At 69.7% G+C, this 18,096-nt stretch carries 16 protein-coding genes; 9 read left to right on the top strand and 7 right to left on the bottom strand.

Annotated features, from left to right (window positions below; all coding sequences use genetic code 11):
• Window positions 1-11 precede the first annotated feature (11 nt).
• The 4 genes from ACFYVR_RS22205 to ACFYVR_RS22190 form a co-directional block, all read right to left on the bottom strand.
• Window positions 12-1,328, bottom strand: a complete 1,317-nt coding sequence (locus tag ACFYVR_RS22205; protein WP_387477200.1) for a UDP-glucose dehydrogenase family protein — start codon at window positions 1,326-1,328, stop codon at window positions 12-14.
• A 659-nt stretch (window positions 1,329-1,987) separates the two neighbouring features.
• Window positions 1,988-2,116, bottom strand: coding sequence for a hypothetical protein (locus ACFYVR_RS22200; protein WP_387477198.1), 129 nt, complete (start codon window positions 2,114-2,116; stop codon window positions 1,988-1,990).
• 123 nt (window positions 2,117-2,239) lie between these two features.
• Window positions 2,240-2,449: a three-helix bundle dimerization domain-containing protein gene (locus ACFYVR_RS22195; protein WP_387477196.1), complete on the bottom strand. Its 210-nt coding sequence runs from the start codon at window positions 2,447-2,449 to the stop codon at window positions 2,240-2,242.
• A gap of 68 nt (window positions 2,450-2,517) precedes the next feature.
• Window positions 2,518-2,733, bottom strand: a complete 216-nt coding sequence (locus tag ACFYVR_RS22190; RefSeq protein ID WP_387477194.1) for a three-helix bundle dimerization domain-containing protein — start codon at window positions 2,731-2,733, stop codon at window positions 2,518-2,520.
• 107 nt (window positions 2,734-2,840) lie between these two features.
• Between ACFYVR_RS22190 and ACFYVR_RS22185 the strand changes: the two genes are divergently transcribed.
• The gene (locus ACFYVR_RS22185) at window positions 2,841-3,890 is read left to right on the top strand and encodes a DNA polymerase IV (RefSeq protein ID WP_387477192.1); all 1,050 of its coding nucleotides are present in this window, start codon (window positions 2,841-2,843) and stop codon (window positions 3,888-3,890) included.
• A 191-nt stretch (window positions 3,891-4,081) separates the two neighbouring features.
• On the opposite strand, the gene ACFYVR_RS22180 is transcribed toward ACFYVR_RS22185, so the two are convergent.
• On the bottom strand, window positions 4,082-5,020 hold the full coding sequence (locus tag ACFYVR_RS22180) for an alpha/beta hydrolase (protein ID WP_387477190.1): 939 nt from the start codon (window positions 5,018-5,020) through the stop codon (window positions 4,082-4,084).
• A 472-nt stretch (window positions 5,021-5,492) separates the two neighbouring features.
• Here ACFYVR_RS22180 and ACFYVR_RS22175 point away from each other — a divergent pair, with 472 nt between their 5' ends.
• Genes ACFYVR_RS22175 through ACFYVR_RS22140 form a run of 8 tightly spaced genes read left to right on the top strand, consistent with a single transcriptional unit; the run spans window position 5,493 to window position 15,090 of the window.
• Window positions 5,493-6,524 (top strand): LLM class flavin-dependent oxidoreductase, encoded by a 1,032-nt coding sequence (locus tag ACFYVR_RS22175; protein WP_387477188.1) that lies wholly within the window; start codon window positions 5,493-5,495, stop codon window positions 6,522-6,524.
• 33 nt (window positions 6,525-6,557) lie between these two features.
• Window positions 6,558-7,838: an NtaA/DmoA family FMN-dependent monooxygenase gene (locus tag ACFYVR_RS22170; protein ID WP_387477186.1), complete on the top strand. Its 1,281-nt coding sequence runs from the start codon at window positions 6,558-6,560 to the stop codon at window positions 7,836-7,838.
• 35 nt (window positions 7,839-7,873) lie between these two features.
• Window positions 7,874-9,196 (top strand): NtaA/DmoA family FMN-dependent monooxygenase, encoded by a 1,323-nt coding sequence (locus ACFYVR_RS22165; protein ID WP_387477184.1) that lies wholly within the window; start codon window positions 7,874-7,876, stop codon window positions 9,194-9,196.
• 1 nt (window position 9,197) lies between these two features.
• Window positions 9,198-10,178 carry an ABC transporter permease gene (locus ACFYVR_RS22160; RefSeq protein WP_387477182.1) on the top strand — a complete coding sequence of 327 codons (981 nt, stop codon included), beginning with the start codon at window positions 9,198-9,200 and terminating at the stop codon, window positions 10,176-10,178.
• On the top strand, window positions 10,175-11,026 hold the full coding sequence (locus ACFYVR_RS22155; RefSeq protein WP_387477180.1) for an ABC transporter permease: 852 nt from the start codon (window positions 10,175-10,177) through the stop codon (window positions 11,024-11,026). Before ACFYVR_RS22160 ends, ACFYVR_RS22155 begins: the two co-directional genes overlap by 4 nt.
• Complete coding sequence (gene nikE, locus ACFYVR_RS22150) at window positions 11,023-12,672, top strand: nickel ABC transporter ATP-binding protein NikE (RefSeq protein WP_387477178.1); 1,650 nt, start codon at window positions 11,023-11,025, stop codon at window positions 12,670-12,672. The genes ACFYVR_RS22155 and nikE overlap by 4 nt, the downstream gene beginning before the upstream one ends.
• 16 nt (window positions 12,673-12,688) lie before the next feature.
• Window positions 12,689-14,203, top strand: coding sequence for an ABC transporter substrate-binding protein (locus ACFYVR_RS22145; RefSeq protein ID WP_387477176.1), 1,515 nt, complete (start codon window positions 12,689-12,691; stop codon window positions 14,201-14,203).
• Window positions 14,204-14,238: 35 nt separating this feature from the next.
• Window positions 14,239-15,090 carry a sulfurtransferase gene (locus tag ACFYVR_RS22140; RefSeq protein ID WP_387477174.1) on the top strand — a complete coding sequence of 284 codons (852 nt, stop codon included), beginning with the start codon at window positions 14,239-14,241 and terminating at the stop codon, window positions 15,088-15,090.
• Window positions 15,091-15,297: 207 nt separating this feature from the next.
• On the opposite strand, the gene ACFYVR_RS22135 is transcribed toward ACFYVR_RS22140, so the two are convergent.
• Window positions 15,298-16,086 carry a hypothetical protein gene (locus tag ACFYVR_RS22135; protein ID WP_387477172.1) on the bottom strand — a complete coding sequence of 263 codons (789 nt, stop codon included), beginning with the start codon at window positions 16,084-16,086 and terminating at the stop codon, window positions 15,298-15,300.
• 859 nt (window positions 16,087-16,945) lie between these two features.
• Window positions 16,946-18,096, bottom strand: a 1,151-nt coding sequence (locus tag ACFYVR_RS22130) for a LuxR C-terminal-related transcriptional regulator (RefSeq protein WP_387477170.1), incomplete at its 5' end; no start/stop codon positions are given.

Genomic DNA, 18,096 nt, shown 5'->3' with positions numbered 1-18,096 from the left:
GGGAATGTGGTTCAGCGTCGGCCGATGCCGCGGTACGTCCAGCCGGCGGTGCGCCACGCGGCGGGGTCGAGGCAGTTGCGGGCGTCGATCACGACGCGCTCGGAAACCGTGTCGGCGAGGTCGGACGGCGTCAGGGCACGGATCTCGTCCCACTCGGTCATGACGAGGACGACGTCGGCCGCCTTGCACGCAGCGAGCGGAGAATCGAAGTACCCCAACTCCGGATGCAGCCGCTCCGCGTTGTCCATGCCGTGCGGGTCCCAGGCCTGGACCGTGACGCCTGCGGCCGCCAGCCGCGATGCCACGTCGAGGGCGGGTGAATCGCGCACGTCGTCCGAGTCGGGTTTGAACGTCAGCCCCAGCACCGCGGCCCGAGGGTTGTCGATGCCGCGGCACGCCTCGAGCGCCATGGTCGCGACGCGGGTGCGCTGGCGGGAGTTGATCCGTTCCACGTCGGCGAGCAGGTTCGCCGCCGCCGAGACGCCGAGTTCGGCGGCGCGGGCGCGGAAGGCCCGGACGTCCTTCGGCAGGCATGCGCCGCCGAAACCGAGACCGGCGTTGAGGAATCGGCGTCCGATGCGCTCGTCGAAACCGATCGCATCGGCGAGGACGGACACGTCGGCGTCCACGGCGTCGCACACCTCGGCGACACTGTTGATGAACGAGATCTTCGTCGCCAGGAACGAATTCGCCGCGACCTTCGTCAGTTCCGCCGTGGCGAGGTCGGTGACCACCAGCGGCGTCCCGTCGGCCAGCGGCCCCGCGTAGACCTCGCGGGTGACGGACTCGATCCGGCCCCGATCCCCCGGGCCGACGCCGAGCACGATCCGGTCGGGGCAGAGCGTGTCGTGCACCGCGGTGCCCTCACGAAGGAACTCCGGATTCCACCCGACGACGATCTCCGGCGACGGGGCGAGTGCCCGGATACGGTCCGCGATCCCGGTCGCCGTGCCGACCGGCACCGTCGACTTGCCCAGCACCACCGCGTGCCCGGTGAGCAGGGGGCCGAGGGCCTCGACGACGGCGTCGACCTGGCTCAGGTCGGCCGCGGCCGAATCCGGCCGTTGGGGCGTGCCGACGGCGATGAAGTGCACGTCGGCGGACTGCGCCGCCACCTCGTACGAGTGCGTGAACCGAAGCCGACCGGAGGCGGTGTGCCTGCGCAGCAGCTCGGGCAGTCCCGGCTCGAAGAAGGGCGCCTCACCCTCCTGCAGTCGGGAGACCTTGGCCGGGTCGACGTCGACCCCGATCACCTCGTGTCCCAGCTCGGCCATGCATGCGGCATGCGTCGCACCGAGATACCCGGTGCCGAATACGGCGATTCGCATCAGACGTGACTCCCTCGATAGGCGGGTCCCCGAGCCCGATGTGCGTGTCTGTCAGTGGCCCCGGTTTCGACCGCTGGTCTCAGCCGTGGAGCCTGATGTGGCCGCATCGCGACGACCGCCACACCAGAGCATCGCAACCACGGAGCTAATTGTTAGCAACCTCTTGGATGAGTATTCAACTAACGTGTCCGGGATCACCCCGCCAGCGCCCCAGCTTGCCGCGGACGTAAAGTCACCAAGGGCAGCCGAATCGGCGTACATGGGTTAACCTGCAATTAACGGCGCCTCTCCCCCCGGGCACCGCCAGGGCCCGTCGGCCGAACCCTCCCCCAGCCGACGCCGACGGGCCCGACCCGCCGGCGACTCCGGTCCCGACGCGCCACGCGCGCAGTCCCGCGCAACCCTCGACCGAGACAGGGGCCAGTCGGCGATGTCATCGTGCGGCGCATCCCGGGCAACGGCCGTCGAGCAGTCTCTCCAGGCCAGTGGCCTGGCCGGCGCGCGGGCCACGAGTTCGACCGCCGGCCTCACCGATTCGATGTCGCGGCCGGCGACGGCGACCGACGACTCGGCTGCGGATGTCCGGTGCATGCCCCGGCGGACGATGATCGGTGTCGCCAGGCGCGGGCCGGAGTTGTGCTCGTCGCGCGCCTCGGAAGTCACCCCAACCAGATGAATGCCACCAGCAGCAACGCTCCCAGTAGCCCACCGGCGAGACCCCAGGCGAGGTCGCCGTCGATCAGTCTCGATTTCTCCCGAGGCGGACTGGGCACTCGACGACTCGTCATGACCCGAAGCCTGCCGCACCCGGCCGGACTCGGCACGCCCAGAGGCCGGTATGTCGGTCACGTGAATGACAACCCGCTCGACCGCCCGGCACGCGGACAGGTGCCGCGGTGAGGCGGCCTCGACTAGCGGACCGTCGGCGGGGAGACGCTGAGTTCCCTGTCGGCGTGCCGCTCGACCAGCAGCGGCACGAAATCACGAATCGGTTTGCCGTCGAACAGGATTCGCGCCCGGGTGACGGCGTCGCTCACCTCCGCGAACGATCTGTCCGAGTGCTTCGCGGCGAGGCGACCGGTCGCCAGTTCGATCAGGCGCTGTTCCTCGTTGGGCAACATGAGGAAGTTTCTCCCCGCCCGGGTCCGTGGGTCAATAGCCCCGATCGGTGCAGTTGACACGAGTCCCGTCACCCCTGCTCTGCGAGCTGGGCGCGGATGCGTCGTTCGATGAACAGCGGGACGAACTCCCGGATGGGGCGGCTGTAGAAGTCCTCGTGCGCACGTTCGATCATGGCCTTGACGTCCCCGTCGGTCAGATCCGGGAAGTCCTTCTTGATTGCTTCCGCGATTTCCTTCAGCGCCGCGGCCTCTTTCGACGCCGCATCTTCCTTCTTCTTCGCCATACCGGACAGTTGACCAGGATTAGGTGAACGGAAGGTTGCCATTTGCTGGCAATCAGGTTCGCGCGGACGGTCACGACCGAGACCACGCGTGGGCGCACACTGAGGGCATGGACCGCGACCGCTGGGTACTGCACGTCGACCTCGACCAGTTCATCGCGGCCGTCGAGGTGCTCCGCCGCCCCGAGCTGCGGGGCCGGCCCGTCGTCGTCGGTGGACGCGGCGACCCCACCGAACGCGGCGTCGTCTCCACCGCCTCCTACGAGGCCCGCGAGTACGGCGTCGGATCCGGGATGCCGCTGCGCCTCGCCGCTCGCAAGCTCCGCGACGTCCCCGACGCCGTGTTCCTGCCCGTCGACGCCGAGGCGTACACGGCCGCGTCGGCCACCGTGATGGACACCCTCCGCGGCCTCGACGCCGTCGTCCAGGTCCTCGGCTGGGACGAGGCGTTCCTCGCCGTCCACACCCCCGACCCCGAAGCGTTCGCCCGCGAGGTTCAGGACGCCGTCCTCGCCGCGACGTCCCTGCACTGCTCCGTCGGCATCGGCGACAACACCCTGCGCGCGAAGATCGCCACCGAATTCGGCAAACCCCAGGGCATGTACCGGCTCACGGCCGACAACTGGTTCCACGTCATGGGCGATCGCCCCACGTCCGCACTGTGGGGCATCGGTGCCAAGACCGCGAAAAAGCTTGCCGCACTCGGCATCCACACCGTGCGCGAGCTCGCCGACACCGACGACGCCACCCTCGCCGCCGCGCTCGGACCGACCACCGGGCCGTGGCTGCGTCGCCTCGGCCTCGGCTGGGGCCGCACCGAGGTCGACGCCGAACCGTACGTCGCCCGCGGACACGGCCGCGAAACCACCTTCCAGCACAACCTCACCGACCCCGACGTCGTCGCCGACGAGGTCCGCACCCTCGCCGACCGCGTCGCCGAGGACGTGAAATCCGAAGGGCGTCCCGCCGTCCGCGTGACCCTCAAGGTGCGCTACGCACCCTTCGAAACCCACACCAGCACAAAGGCACTACCCGAACCGACCCTCGACGCCGCGACGATCGCCGACGCCGCCGTCGAACTCCTCGACCGCCTCGACCCCACCCGCGCCGTCCGCCTGCTGGGGGTCCGGCTCGACATGACGCCGCCTTCAGCCCCATAGGCTCCACTTGTGATGAGATACGACAGGCGACGGCACGTCCGAGAATTGCCGACAGTTGCATTGATCCGCTGATCAGGCGGCTCACCCAACAGCAGTTCGCGTGAACACGCTGCTCGGATCCTCCTCGTAGCGTCCGAAGGGCTGACACCCCTCGCCGGTCCCGCCCACCTCCTCCATGGGCGGGACCGGCATCACCGCACCCGGGTCTCGAGTGCGAGTACCTCGCGGACCATCGCCCAGAGGTCCTGGCGGGCAGGCTCGGTCAGCGACAGCGAGGGGAAGGTGAGGAACCCGTGGAAGAGGCCGGTGAAGCGGCGGTGCCGGACGGGGACGCCGGACGCCACCAGCCGCTGCGCGTAGGCGTCGGCCGCGGCGCAGGGCGGGTCGAGTTCCGCCGTCACCACCACCGTCGGGGGCAGTCCCGCCAGTGTGGCGGCCCGCGAGGGGACGACGCGCACGTCGTCGGTGCCGGCCGGGGCGTACTGCTGCCAGTACCACTTCATCGCCGCGGCGGTGTTGTAGTAGCCGGTGCCGTACAGCCGGTAGGACTCCGTCTCGAAGTCGTCGTCGATGACCGGGTACAGCAGCACCTGTGCGGCGACGGCCGGGCCGCCGCGGTCGCGGGCGGCGAGGGCGACCGTCGCGGCGAGGTTGCCGCCGGCGCTGTCCCCGGCGAGGACGATGCGGTTCGCGTCAGCGCCCCACTCCGCGGCGTTCTTCGCGGTCCATTCGAGCGCCGCGTACACGTCGTCGTGCGCGGCCGGCGCCGGTGACTCGGGTGCCCGGCGGTAGTCGACGGAGACCACCACGGCACCGATCGCCGCCGCCATCGAGCGGCAGAACTCGTCGTGACTGTCGAGGTCGCAGAAGACGAATCCGCCGCCGTGTGCGAACACCACGATCGGGAGGTCGCTCGAATCGTGGTGCGGGACGTACACCCGGAGCGCGAGGTCGCCTCCGGGGCCGTCGATCGTGAGGTCGTGGACCGCCCGCATGTCCGGCTGCCGCTGCAGCGGCCCGCGGCGGGCGCGGACGATCTCGCGCAGCTCCGCCGGCGGGATCGTGGTGACGTCCGGGAAGCTCTCGTTCAGGGCGGTCAGCATCGACGCCACGTCGGGATGCAGTTCCATCTCCACACTCCTTGGTGCTCACGGTGTTTGCGGTTCGACTCGCGGCGCAACGGTAGTGACGCGAACCTGAACGCCGGAAGGCCGGTTCCCGGCCAGCGGTCACCCGCCGCCCTCTCCGGACTCGCCTGTGCCCCGGTCACACCCGGCCGGACCTCCCGGGAAACCAGGTCATCGCCCGGTGGAGGACGAACCCAAAGTTGGGCGGACGCGTGCGTGTCTCGAGCTGTTCGTGACGGTCCTGTGAGTGGGATGTCTGGTCGACATGATCTGAGCCGACGAGTACGAACCCCGTGACCGTAGTTGAAATCACCCTGATTGAAACCGTCTGCCCGAGCCACACATCAACTTAGGTTTGATAACAATCAATTGTGTCGTGGCAACGGGGGATCGCCGTGCACCGGCGGCCCTCGTGGCCGGACTCGGGGCCCTGCGGTTCCCCCTTCCACGCGTACGTGGAGAGCAGTGGGTCGAGATGAGCAAGAGCCGGAGGCAACCGAGCGTTGCCGCCGAGTTGTACGGACTGGGCGCCGCCCCCAGTGCATGGTCACGAGGCACCCGGACGACTGTGGACGTCCTCGATACCCTCGTCGACGCCGCCGTTCACCTCGATCGCGGGGAGGCCGAGTACCTCCTGATCGCCGACTCCCCGGAGCCCCGATTCGGGCCCGACATCGACTCCGCCCGCCCCGACGCCCTCCTCGTCGCGGCGGCGCTCGCACTGCACACCGACACCGTGGGACTGATCCCGTCGGTGGGCCTGGCGACGACGGAGCCGTATCACGTTTCACGAGCTGTGGCGACGCTCGACATCGTGTCCGGAGGCCGCGGCGGTTGGAATCCCGTCCTCGACAGCGGCGCACCGCGGGTGGACCGGGCCCGCACGGAACGTGAGCCCGCCGCACCGGAGGACCGCCTCGAGCGCGCCGGCGAACACATCGACGTCACCCGGGCCCTCGCCGCCACGTGGGCGCCCGACGCAATCCTCTGGGACACCGCGAGCGGCCGCTTCCTCGACGCGACGAAGGTACGGCCCGCCCCCGAGACCGGCCCCTACTACCCCGTCGGCGACGCCTCTCCCACCCCGCAACCGCCGAGCGGAACCCTTCGGACCGTCCTCGACGCGACCCTGGACACCGCGGTGTTCGCGGCACAGCGGGCCGACGACATCGTCGTCCGAGCATCGACTCTCGACGAGGCCGGCGCCGTCGCCGCCGCCGTCCGTGCGGCCGCCGGAGGCCGCGACCCGGTCATCCGCATCGCGGTCACCCCGTACCTCACGCAGGACGACGCGACCCGATCCGCCACCGGTCGCGCCCACCCGTCTTCCGCCAACGGAATTCCGGTGACGGGAACCGTGACCGAGGTCGTCGACGAGATCGCTCGGATCACGTCAACACTCGCGACGACCGCACTCCTCCTCGTCCTGCCCGACACCCGGACCGCTCCGCGCCTGTGGCGCAGCGTCGTGACCGGCGGACTGCGCGCCGCCACCGTCGACGCCTGACCGTCCTCCCCACTTCTCGTCCGAAGGTTCGTGATGTCCACACCTGTCGCCCATCTGGGCGTGATCTTCCCCGGCAACAACGAAAGCACCATCTGGCGCCACCCCGACAGCCGCTCGTTCATCGAGGTGGACACCTTCGTCGACTTCGCGCGCGAGGCCGAGCGGGGTGGGTTCGATTTCCTGTTCCTCGCCGAGCGTCTCGGAATCCGCGGCGCCGGTGGTCGCGTCCACGAGCACCTCGCGGCGGGACGCCCCGACAACCTGACCATCCTCGCCGCACTGGCGCGGGCGACCAGCAGGCTCGGCCTGGTCGCCACGCTCAACACCACGTTCAACGATGCCCTGACCCTGTCGCGGCAGCTCGCCACCCTGGATCAGCTCAGCGGCGGCCGGGCGGCGTGGAACATCGTGACGACGGAAACCGTCGGGTCGAACTTCTCCACCGGCAACTACCTCGCGCACGACGACCGATACGCACGAGCCACCGAGATCGTCGAACTCGTGCGGACCCTGTGGCGAAGCAGTCCCGGGCAGCCGGTGCAACACGAGGGTGTGTACCAGAGCTATACGGGCACACCGGGCCTGGACCGCAGCCCACAGGGAGAGCCGGTGCTCGTGCAGGCGGGTGCGTCCGCGGACGGCCGCGCGTTCGCCGCCCGCTACGCCGACGTCGTGTTCACCAACTCCGGCGGAGATGCGGACCGCGCCCGCGCCTTCCGCGCCGACCTGCACCGGCGGGCTGCGGAGGAAGGCAGAGATCCCTCCTCGGTGCTGGTACTGCCGGAGTTCGGATACGCGATCGGCGCAACGGAAGCCGAGGCCGAGGAGCAGGCCCGGTACCTCACCGATCTCAAGGTCTCCCCGCTGTTCGCGAAGGCGTGGCTCGAGGACATCTGGCGGCGGAGGTTCGACGACCTCGACGTCGACGGCCCGCTCCCTGCCGAGGATCCGGTCCCGGACGCCGGAGCACCGGAGGACGACCGGTTCGCGGTCCGCACCGCCGTCACCTTGGCCGAACGGGCCGCCGGATACCGCGCGCTCGCGGAGGACCACGGGTTCTCCATCCGCCAGCTCGTCGCCCACCTCAAGCGGAGCTCGCTGTTCGCGGGAACACCGGACACGATCGCCGACGAGATCGAACGCTGGGTGACCTCGGGCGCCTCGGACGGGTTCATCCTGTCGCCGCCGGTCATCGTCGACAGCCTCACCCAGTTCGTCGACCACGTCGTTCCCCGGCTGCGGGACCGCGGTCTGCTGCGCGACGGCTACCCCGGCGCCACCCTCCGCGACCACCTCGGCCTCGCCGCCGTCTGACCACCTCCACCACCACATTTCGAAACGGATCGACCTTGTCTTCTCACGAACCACCCCGCCAACTCCTGCTCGGCGCCCTGCTGAACGGTGCCGGCCACCACGAGGGCGGCTGGCGTCTCCCGGGCAGCCGCGCCGAGGAGATCTACTCGCTCTCGCTCTACCAGCACCTCGCCCGGCTCGCCGAGGACGCCAAACTGCACTTCCTGTTCGCCGCCGACAGCCCCAGCCAGGACCTTCGGCAACTCCGGCTCAAGGCCCACCGCAACCTCGAGCCGTTGACGCTGCTGACCGCGCTGACCGCATCGACCGAGAACATCGGCCTCATCGGCACGTTCACGACCTCGTACTACGAGCCGTACAACCTTGCCCGACAGCTGAACTCGCTCGACATCCTCTCCGGTGGCCGCACCGGATGGAACATCGTCACCTCGCATTCCGGGGCCGAGAACTTCACCGATCAGCCTCATCTCGAGCACGGCCTGCGGTACCGCCGCGCCGAGGAGTACGTCCGCCTCACCAAGGCGCTGTGGGACGGCTGGGATCGCGACGCGCTCACCGCCGACCGGGCGACGGGCCTGTGGGTCGACACCGACAAGGTGCGGGCCGCCGACTTCCACGGCGAGTTCCTCCACTCCCAGGGTCCGCTCAACCTCCCGCCCTCGCCGCAGCGGTGGCCCGTCCTCGTCCAGGCCGGCGCCTCGACCGACGGCAAGGAACTCGCTGCCGCGCACGCCGAGCTCGTGTACACGGCGAGCAGCAACGTCGACGCCGCGCGCGCCTGGGCCGAGGACCTCCGCGACCGCGTGGAGGCCCGCGGACGGGCCCGCGACTCCATCAAGGTGATGCTCGGTGTCGCCCCCGTCGTCGCCGAGACCGACGCCGAGGCGCAACGCATCCTCGACGAGCTCGACGACTTCATCGACGACCGGGCAGCGCTGCCGATGCTCGAGAAGCTACTCGGCGGCGTCGACCTGTCGGGACTCGACCTCGACGAGCGAATTCCCGAGGAACTCCTGCCCGAAACCTCGCAGGTGTGGGTCGAGTCCCGGTACCGCCTGCTGCGCGGACTCGCCGTCGACGAGGGCTTCAGCGTCCGAAAGCTGATCCGCGTCGCCCAGCGGGGCGGTGGGCACTGGAGCCCGGTCGGGTCCGTCGAGCGGGTCGCCGACCAGATGGAGGAGTGGTTCCGGGCCGGCGCCGCCGACGGATTCAACTTCCTCCCGCTGTACAACCCGGCGGGACTCGAGGCCATCACCACCCTCCTGGTCCCGGAACTCGTGCGCCGCGGCCTGTTCCGCAGTGAGTACGAGGGCGCGACGTTGCGGGAGAACCTCGGCCTCACCGCGTTGGAGCACTGAGATGACCGTGCTGGATCGGCCGGAGACGGCCGCGTTGCCCCGCCGTTTCCGGATCCGTGAGATCGCCGGCACCCGCTTCCTCGTCGGCCGCGCGGTCACCGGGGCGTGCGCCGTCGTCGGCGCGTTCGTCCTGCTGTTCTTCGCGCTCTACGGAACCGCCGATCCGGCACGCGCTCTCCTGCCGCAGGACGCGACGGATGCCGACATCGAGGCGGTCACCCGCGAGTACGGCTTCGACCAGCCGATCTGGGTGCAGTTCGTCAAGTTCGTCGGATCGATCGTCACCGGTGACCTCCCCGACTCGTTCCGGTACGGGGAGAACCCGTTCGCCCTCGCGCTCGACCATCTGGGCGCGAGTCTGCTGCTCGGCGCCGTCGCTCTCACCCTCGGCGCGCTCGTCGGCGGCCTCATCGGGTACCTCTCGGCGACCGGACACTCGTGGTGGCGGCGCAAGGGCTTGCTCGCATTCGCGATCGGCGCCCACGCACTGCCGACCTTCTTCCTCGCCGTCGTCCTCGTCTACGTCTTCGCGGTGGTGTTGAAAGTGCTGCCCACCAACGGTTTCTCGTCACCGGCAGGTCTGGTGCTGCCCGTGGTGGTGTTGGCGACGAGCGTGGTCCCGGAGATCGCCCGGGTCGTCCGGACCTCCGTGCTCGGCCTCGTCGACGCCGACCACGTCCGCGCGGCCCGCGCTCGCGGGGTCGGCTCGCGCCGCATCGCGTTGCGGCACGTCGTCGGCAACGCGCTGGCGCCTGCGGTCAACCTGCTCGGCGTCCAGGCCGGCTACCTGCTCGGCGGCGCGGTCGTGGTCGAAAGCGCCTTCGGCTGGCCGGGATTGGGCCAGTTGTCTGTCAACTCCCTTCAGAACCGCGACTATCCGCTGGTCATCGCCTGCGTGCTCGTCCTCGCCGTCGGATTCGTGATCGCGAACTTCCTGGCCGACGTCCTGTCCGCCCTTCTCGAACCGAGGATCACCGCGTGACCACACTCGTCGAGTCCCCACGCCGACGCCGACGCCGGTCCGGCCGCACGGCAGCCGTGTGCGCGGCCCTTCTCGGTCTGATCGTGCTCGTCACGATCCTCGCGCCGCTCGTCGCCCCCTACGATCCGCTGTCCGGCGACCTGACCCGCGTTCTCGAGGGTCCGTCTGCTGCGCATCCGTTCGGGACGGACGAACTCGGCCGGGACGTCCTGAGCCGCGTTCTGCACGGCGGGCGTGGGGCACTCGCGATCACCGCGGTTGCCAGCGTCCTCACCGCCTTCATCGCGCTGCTGCTCGCCCTCACCGCGAGCACCCTCGGTCCGGCCGTCGACGCGTTCGTCAGCAGGCTCGGGGACGTCGTGCTGGCGGTGCCCACCATCGTCATCGCGATCGTGCTGCTCAGCTTCGCCGGCAACTCACCGGCCATCCTGATCACCGTCATGGTGCTCGGCGGCTGGGTGGCGACCTTCCGCCTCGTCCGGTCGACGGCCCGCACCACGCTCTCACTCCAGTACGTCGCCGCGGCCCGGGTCGCCGGTGTGCGACCGGCGCGCATCGCGTGGCGTCACGTGGTGCCCGCGGTCGCACCGATCCTCGTCGTGTCGGCCACGGCCGCGGCCTCGGTGGTGCTCATCTCGTTGTCGAGCCTGAACTACCTCGGGCTCGGTCTGCAGCCGCCGACCCCGGACTGGGGACAGATGGTGGCCGCGGGGCAGTCGAAACTCGGTACCGCACCGTGGCTCTCCCTCCTGCCCGGGTGCGCGCTGGCGCTGACCGTCTTCTGCCTTCACATGGTCGGCGACGCACTCGCGGATCGCTTCGGAGGCCACGAGGAGGTGTCCCGATGACCGCGACCACTCTCGACGTCGAGACGACGTCGGTGCTGTCCGTCACCGATCTGATCGTGGGTGTGCGAGGAGTTGCCGACCCTCTGGTCGCGGGGGTGTCCTTCGACCTCCGGGCCGGGGAGGCGGTGGGTCTGGTCGGCGAATCGGGTTCCGGGAAGACGTTGTCCGTGATGGCCGCGGCCGATCTGCTTCCGAAGGGTGTCGAGCGGCGGTCGGGATCGATCGTGCTCGCGGGTACGGATCTGGATTCCCTGGGCGCCCAGGTCCGTCGGCGGCACGTCACCGACCGCGTGGGTGTCGTGTTCCAGAATCCGACCGCCTCACTGAACCCCCGGCTCACCGTGGCGGCGCAGCTCACCGAGGTGGTCCGGGCGCACGAGACGTCGGGGTCTGCGGCCGCGCGGGTGCGGGAACTGCTGGAGCTGGTCCGAATCCCGGACGCCGATCGGGTTCTCGCTGCCTATCCACACGAGCTGTCGGGCGGATTGAACCAGCGCGTCGCGATCGCGATGGCACTCGCGGCCTCACCGGCCGTCCTGGTCGCCGACGAGGCCACCACCGCTCTCGACGTCACCACCCAGCGCGAAGTGCTCGAGATGCTCGGCGACCTGCGCCGCGACCTCGGGCTGGCGCTACTGCTGGTCAGCCATGACATGGGTGTCGTCGCCGACACGACCGACCGGGTCCTGGTGATGCGGGGCGGCGAGATCGTCGAGGAGGGCCGCACGGCATCGCTGCTCGCCGCACCCGAGCATCCCTACACGCGGGAACTTCTCGACGCGCTCCCGCAGCGCCTGACGCACGACGGCGCCGGCGTGACACCGACGGCGGCGGATGCCGACCCGATCCTGACGTTGCGTGGGATCACCGTCGACTTCGCCGCACCCGGCGGGGTGCGACGGCGCGCCCGCAAACGGGTACTCCACGGCATCGATCTCGACGTCGAGCCGGGCCGGTCGCTGGGAATCGTCGGCGAGTCCGGTTCGGGCAAGACCACGCTGGCCAGAGTCATCGCGGGTCTGCAGGCGCCGTCCGACGGTGAACTGTCCCTCGGGAGTGCGGGCGGATGGAACAACCTGCGCCGCACCGACCGCGCCCGCTGGCGCCGCGAGGTTCAATACGTCTTCCAGGACCCGTACGGCTCACTGAACCCGAGACTCACTGTCGCCCAGTGCATCCGGGAGCCCCTCGACGCGAACCCCGAGACCCGGGGCACCGCGGCGGATCGGGTGAGGGCGCTGATGGACGAGGTTCACCTGCCCGTCGAACTCGAGCACCGCCGCACCTCTTCCCTGTCCGGCGGTCAACGGCAGCGGGTCGGCATCGCCCGGTCGCTCGCCACCAACCCGCGGGTACTCATCGGTGACGAACCGGTGTCCGCACTCGACGTTACCGTCCAGGCCCGCATCCTGCGACTGATGAAGGATCTCGTCGCCCGCCGAGGCATGTCCCTGCTGTTCATCTCGCACGATCTCGCGGTCGTGAGCTACCTGTGCGAACAGGTGGTCGTCGTCCGCGACGGACGGATCGTCGAGTCCGGCCCGACCCGGGAACTGCTGTCCTCCCCCACTACCGAATACACCCGGAAACTCGTCGACGCCATCCCCGGCGCGTCGCTGCCGGACCTCCTGCCCACCTTCAGCTGAGTAAGAAAGTTCTCCAATGTTCTCCAGGTCCAGACGCTTCTTCTTCGCGGCCGTGCTCGCCGCCCCGCTCGCCCTGTCGGCGTGCGGTTCGATGTCGGACTCGTCCTCCGGCGCGACCGTCGACGACACCCTGAACATCTCGCTGTCCCGCGCGATCAAGACGATCAACCCGTATTCGACCGGGTCGCCCGACGCGGACCGCGCCATCCAGGGCGCGGTCTACAGTGCGCTGACCCGGACCGCACCGGACGGGACGATCGTCCCTGAGATCGCCACCGAATGGACGCAGGTCGACGAACGGACCTGGGAATTCACCCTGCGCCAGGACGCCGAGTTCCCCGACGGCTCGCAACTGACGAGCGAGGACATCCTGTGGAACTTCTCGCACCTGCTCGACCCGGCCGACAAGACGCAGGCCGGGGGCGCGCTCCGCGGCTACGTCGCTGGCGTGCGCCTGTCGCAGCCCGACGTCCTGCGGTTCGACCTGAGCAAGCCCGCCCTCGATCTTCCCGGCCGGCTCGCACTCACCTATCTGACGTCGCCGGAATTCGCCGCGGACAACAACCTCGACACCTCCGCTTGGGGCACTGGACCGTACAAGATCGACAGCTTCGACCTGGAGAACGGGGCGACACTCTCGCTCAACCCGAACTACTTCGGCGAGGCTCCGGACTTCGATTCCGTCGAATTCTCTGTTCTCTCTTCGGAATCGGCCCGTGTCGCTGGACTTCGATCCGGTGAGATCGACTTTGCGCTCACCGTCGAGCCGTCCAACCTGTCGCAGTTCGACGGATCCGACTACACCACCGTGCTCACCGCAGGTCCCCGCGCGCACACACTCGCAATCAACGAGTCCAACCCGGTGCTCGCCGACCCGCGGGTGCGCCAGGCCCTGAACTACGGCATCGACAAGAAGGCCATCGTCTCGTCGATCTTCGGTCCCGACTTCCCGGTGCTCCCGGGCCAGGTGCTGTTTGCTCCGTACCAGGATCCGACGCCGGGAGTCACCGAGTACCCCTACGATCCCGAGCGGGCGAAGGCGCTCCTCGCGGAGGCCGGACACGGCAACGGACTCACCCTCGAGGTGTCCATCCCCGCGGGTAGCTACGTGGCGGGCGAGACCGTCGTCCAGGCCATCGCCCAGCAGCTCGCCGAGGTCGGCGTGACCCTGAAGCTGACCCCGGAAGCGGATTCGTTCGACCGGCAGTCGGGGCCGACTCCTCCGGACCTGGCGTACATCGCATGGACGACGGAGTACAAGGGCGGCTACCAGTGGCTGAACTACTACACGACCACCTTCTCGATGAGCAACACCACGAACACTCGTTTCGACGAGCTGCTGACGCAGGCACTGAACGCCGGTGACACCGACACCCAGCGCGGCCTGATCGACGAGGCCACCACCCTGTACCACGATCAGGCCGATACGGTCTTCCTGTGGCCCGCCCCGCTGACCGCTGTGCACTCGTCGTCCCTCGAGTGGACCCCGCGCGTCGTCGCGTGGCCGCAGGAGATCCACCGCGCCTCCTGACCCCGGACCTCTTCGCCTCTCCGACAGGACATTCCATGACCCTCCTCACCACCCGCGAACTCATCGACCTCCTCGCCGCCGATCGCCCGGTGCGGGTGCTCGACATCCGGTGGTCGCTCGCCGAGCCCGACGGATCGGCAGCCTTCGCCGCCGGACACATCCCGGGCGCGGTCTACGTCGATCTCGAAACCGAACTCGGCGACCACTCGGTGTCCGGCCGCGGCCGGCACCCGCTGCCCTCCGGCGCCGATCTGCAGGCCTCACTTCGACGTGCAGGTGTAAACGACGGTGACACCGTCGTCACGTACGACGACTGGAACCGCGCCGGATCGTCGCGGGCCTGGTGGGTGCTCCGCGCGGCGGGACTGACCGACGTCCACATTCTCGACGGCGGTCTCGGCGCATGGACGGCGGCGGGTGAGCAGCTGGAGTCCGGGACGGTCGAGGCGGAGCCCGGTTCGGTGGCCCTGCCGCACCCGGACCTGTATGCGGGCTCCCTGCCGACGCTCACGGCCGAGGAAGCCGCGAAGGTCCCGGGCACCGGGGTGCTGCTCGATGCCCGTGCTCCCGAACGCTTCCGCGGTGAGGTGGAGCCGGTGGACTCGGTCGCCGGGCACATCCCCGGTGCGCAGAACCTGCCGTCGACGTCGCTGCTCGCAGCCGACGGCACGTTCCGGCCGGTTGCCGAGTTGCAGCAGACGTTCGCGACGCTCGGGGTCGACGGAAATCGGCCGGCCGGGGCGTACTGCGGGTCGGGCGTGACCGCCGCGGTCGTCCTCGCCGCCGCCGACGCGGCCGGAGTCGACCTCGCGTTGTTCCCCGGCTCGTGGTCGCAGTGGTCCTCGAACCCCGACCATCCCGTCGAAGTCGGCGACGGGCGGAATTAGAAGTCGGTTCTGTGCGCTCCGGCCGCTCGATCCGGCGACGGACAGCCGCGCCCGAGCAGTTGGCAACTCGCACGTCTGGACCGCGTGGACGGCGGGGAGGGTATTGACCGCGACGACCTCACCGAACTTGGACGTCTCCTTCCGGACAGGTGTCACTCGGGGGATCGATCCGGTGACTGCTCGCGCGGCGGGCCGGTGGCGCCGCGGTCAGGACACGGGTTCCTTGGAGGACGGGAACAGCTTGCCGACCACGGCGTTGCCGGCGATGCCGACGACGATCATGGCGATGCCCACGGCGTCGGGCAGGGCGTCGGTCACCCAGCCGAAGATGCCGGCGATCAGGACGAAGGTGGGGATCCAGTCGAACAGGCCGGCGGCGGAGGGGGCGGGTTCGGATTCGCCGCGGGCGGCGGCGTCCTTCGCGGCCGCGCGGTCGGGGTAGTACGCGGTGAACTCGACGGCGAAGAAGACGGCGGCGAGCGGGAGCACCCATGCGGTCCAGAAGTTGCCCGGGTCGTCGAGGACGGCGTCGCCGAAGGCGCCGACGGCGGCCGAGAACGCGAACGCGCCCGCCCAGACCGCCGAGATGACGTAGTTGATCCGCAGGAACAGCGGCGTACCCCAGTACTCTTGGGGCGCTTGCTCTTTCGCGTACGGCAGGGTGAATGGCCTGCGGATCGCGAGGGTGACGAGTACGAACAGGGCGAGCGCGAGGTTGGTCAGCTCACCCGCCCACGTCTGCATCCAGTCGATGACACCGTCGGATGCGAACAGGCCCACGACGGCGAGCGCGACGAAGAACAGCGCACCGAACACCTCGAGGGCGTGGATCTTGATGCCGCGCCGGGTGCCCAGCCACATCGTCAGCAGTGTCAGGCCGAGCGCGGAGCAGACGGCGACCTCGAACCTGCCGGGCGAGGACAGCACCGACATCAGGATCCACGGCGCGATCCCGGAGAGCGGCGACTTCAGGTAAGCATCAACGAGCTTGACCATGGGGACACTGTAGAGGAGCGGGCGGGCGGATGTACGCCCTACGAGCATTCCGTGACCAGCCGGCGACCACAGCGATTGGCGCGTTAACTGTGCAGCCGCTAACATTGTGCACCGTCGTTCTCGCACCCCAAGGCATGGGCGACCGCCGGCCCGTCGGCAACTCCTCCGAGTTCGACGGGCCGGCCACCCACTTCGAGATCAAACCTGGTTGCCGCACAGTCTCATTGGTGACGTCGTTCTCGACGATCTGGCCTCGCGACAGTCGGCGCGGGGCGCCGTTTCCCACGCCGCGCCGGCCGCACGATCACACCGGAACGCGCCGAGGATCGGTAATTACCAGATCGTAACTCGCCGAGCTGGACAGCAGTGCCGCACGCCGCCGAACCTCCCCCGGTCGGCGGCGAAGGCACGCCCACGTCGCTCCCTCCCCCTCGGTAGCGGCGGGCGGGCCGCTTCGACCGCTGGTGTTGTACAGCGCACAGCTGTTAGAACTTCGGTGGCCCAATCGGGCGCGGAGGGGAATGCTCGCCGATGCGGGTGCCGCGACCGATTCGAGGGGCCGCCGGAGCTGAACGCACGCCGTACGCTCCGACGGCCCCGAACCCCTTCCGACGAGCCGCCGAACCACCAGCATGGGAAATCAACCGCAAATAGCCAGCTAATGGCAACCTGCCGTTCACCAGCTGCTGGTCAACTGTCTGGTAACCGAGCGAAGCCCCGGGAGGACGCCATGATTCACGACCGGTTCGACAACGCCCACCCCCGTATCTGGCCCAGCATGATCGCGGCCGCGTCCGTCGTCGTCCTCGTCCTGACGCTGGTGACGTCCCTGATGTGACCTCTGCGCCGGGCCGTCCCGTCACGGGCGTTCGCGCTGCGCGACCCAGGCCGCGATCTGGGCGCGCGACGAGAACCCCAGCTTCGTCAGGACGTGCTCGACGTGACCGTCGACGGTGCGCCGCGAGATGGTCAGCCGCGCCGCGATCGCCTTGTTCGTCAGTCCCTCGGCGACCAGTTCGGCCACCTCCCGCTCGCGTCGCGTCAGGTCCGTCGGCGACGCCGCGGCGGCGGGCGCCGGCCGCGGCCGCTCGCCCAGCGCCAGGTCGAAGGCCTCGTCGAAGTCGAGCTTCCGGCCCTCCGCGTACGCGCGGTCGAACGCCGCGGACCCGATCGACTCCCGCGCTCGACCCTCACTGTCCGCGTGCGGGTCGAGCATGTGCGCGTAAAGGGCGATCGAGTTGCCTATCTGTGCCAGCCCCTGCGCCGCGCCCATCAGGGTGGCGGCGCGTCGGTGATCGCCGTCGGCGGACGCGACCCAGGCCATCACCTCGAGGCACACGGACGCCAGGAAGTGGTCCTGCCTCGGACGGCTCACCCGCAGTGCCTGCGTCGCGGCGTCGAGCGCCCGCTGCCGGTCACGTCCATTCCATGCGGCCACCGCGGTGGCGCTCAGCGCCTGCGACCGGAACACCGTTTCACCGCGGGGTTCGGTGAATCTCAGGACCTCCGCATAGGTGGCGATCGCGCCCTCGGCGTCACGCTCGATCAACCGCGCCGTTCCGATCGCCAGCAGCACCAGCACCTGCGAGAGCACGTCGTCGTGCGCGACGAACACCTCCTGCGCGCGCTCGAGCAGTCGATGAGCGCGGGGCAGGTCTCCGACGAAGGTGGCGTGGCGTCCCTTCGCGAGGTCGACCCAGGCGCCTGCGACCGGGTCCGCCAACCGGGCGGCGACCGCCTCGGCGCGCGCCACCGACGCTGCTCCCGCGGCGGCGTCTCCCTGGATCTCTGCCACTATGCAGTTGTGGCACAGGGCCTTCACATAGGTCACGGACGGCTCGTCACCCACATGGTCGAGAACCCGACCGACCCAGTGCCGCCCCTCCCCCAGACCGTTGCACGCGAACCAGAACGCCTGCAACGCAATGGTGAACTCGAGCACCTCCGCAGAGGCCACGTCCGCCGACTCCGCACCGATCGCGAACTCGAGCGCCTCACGCAGATTGGGCC

The sequence above is a fragment of the Rhodococcus sp. NPDC003318 genome (genome assembly GCF_042879035.1).
In the GTDB taxonomy this organism is placed as follows: domain Bacteria; phylum Actinomycetota; class Actinomycetes; order Mycobacteriales; family Mycobacteriaceae; genus Rhodococcus_G.
Note: the sequence above shows the minus strand (reverse complement) of the source record. Positions and strands in the feature narration are given on the sequence as shown.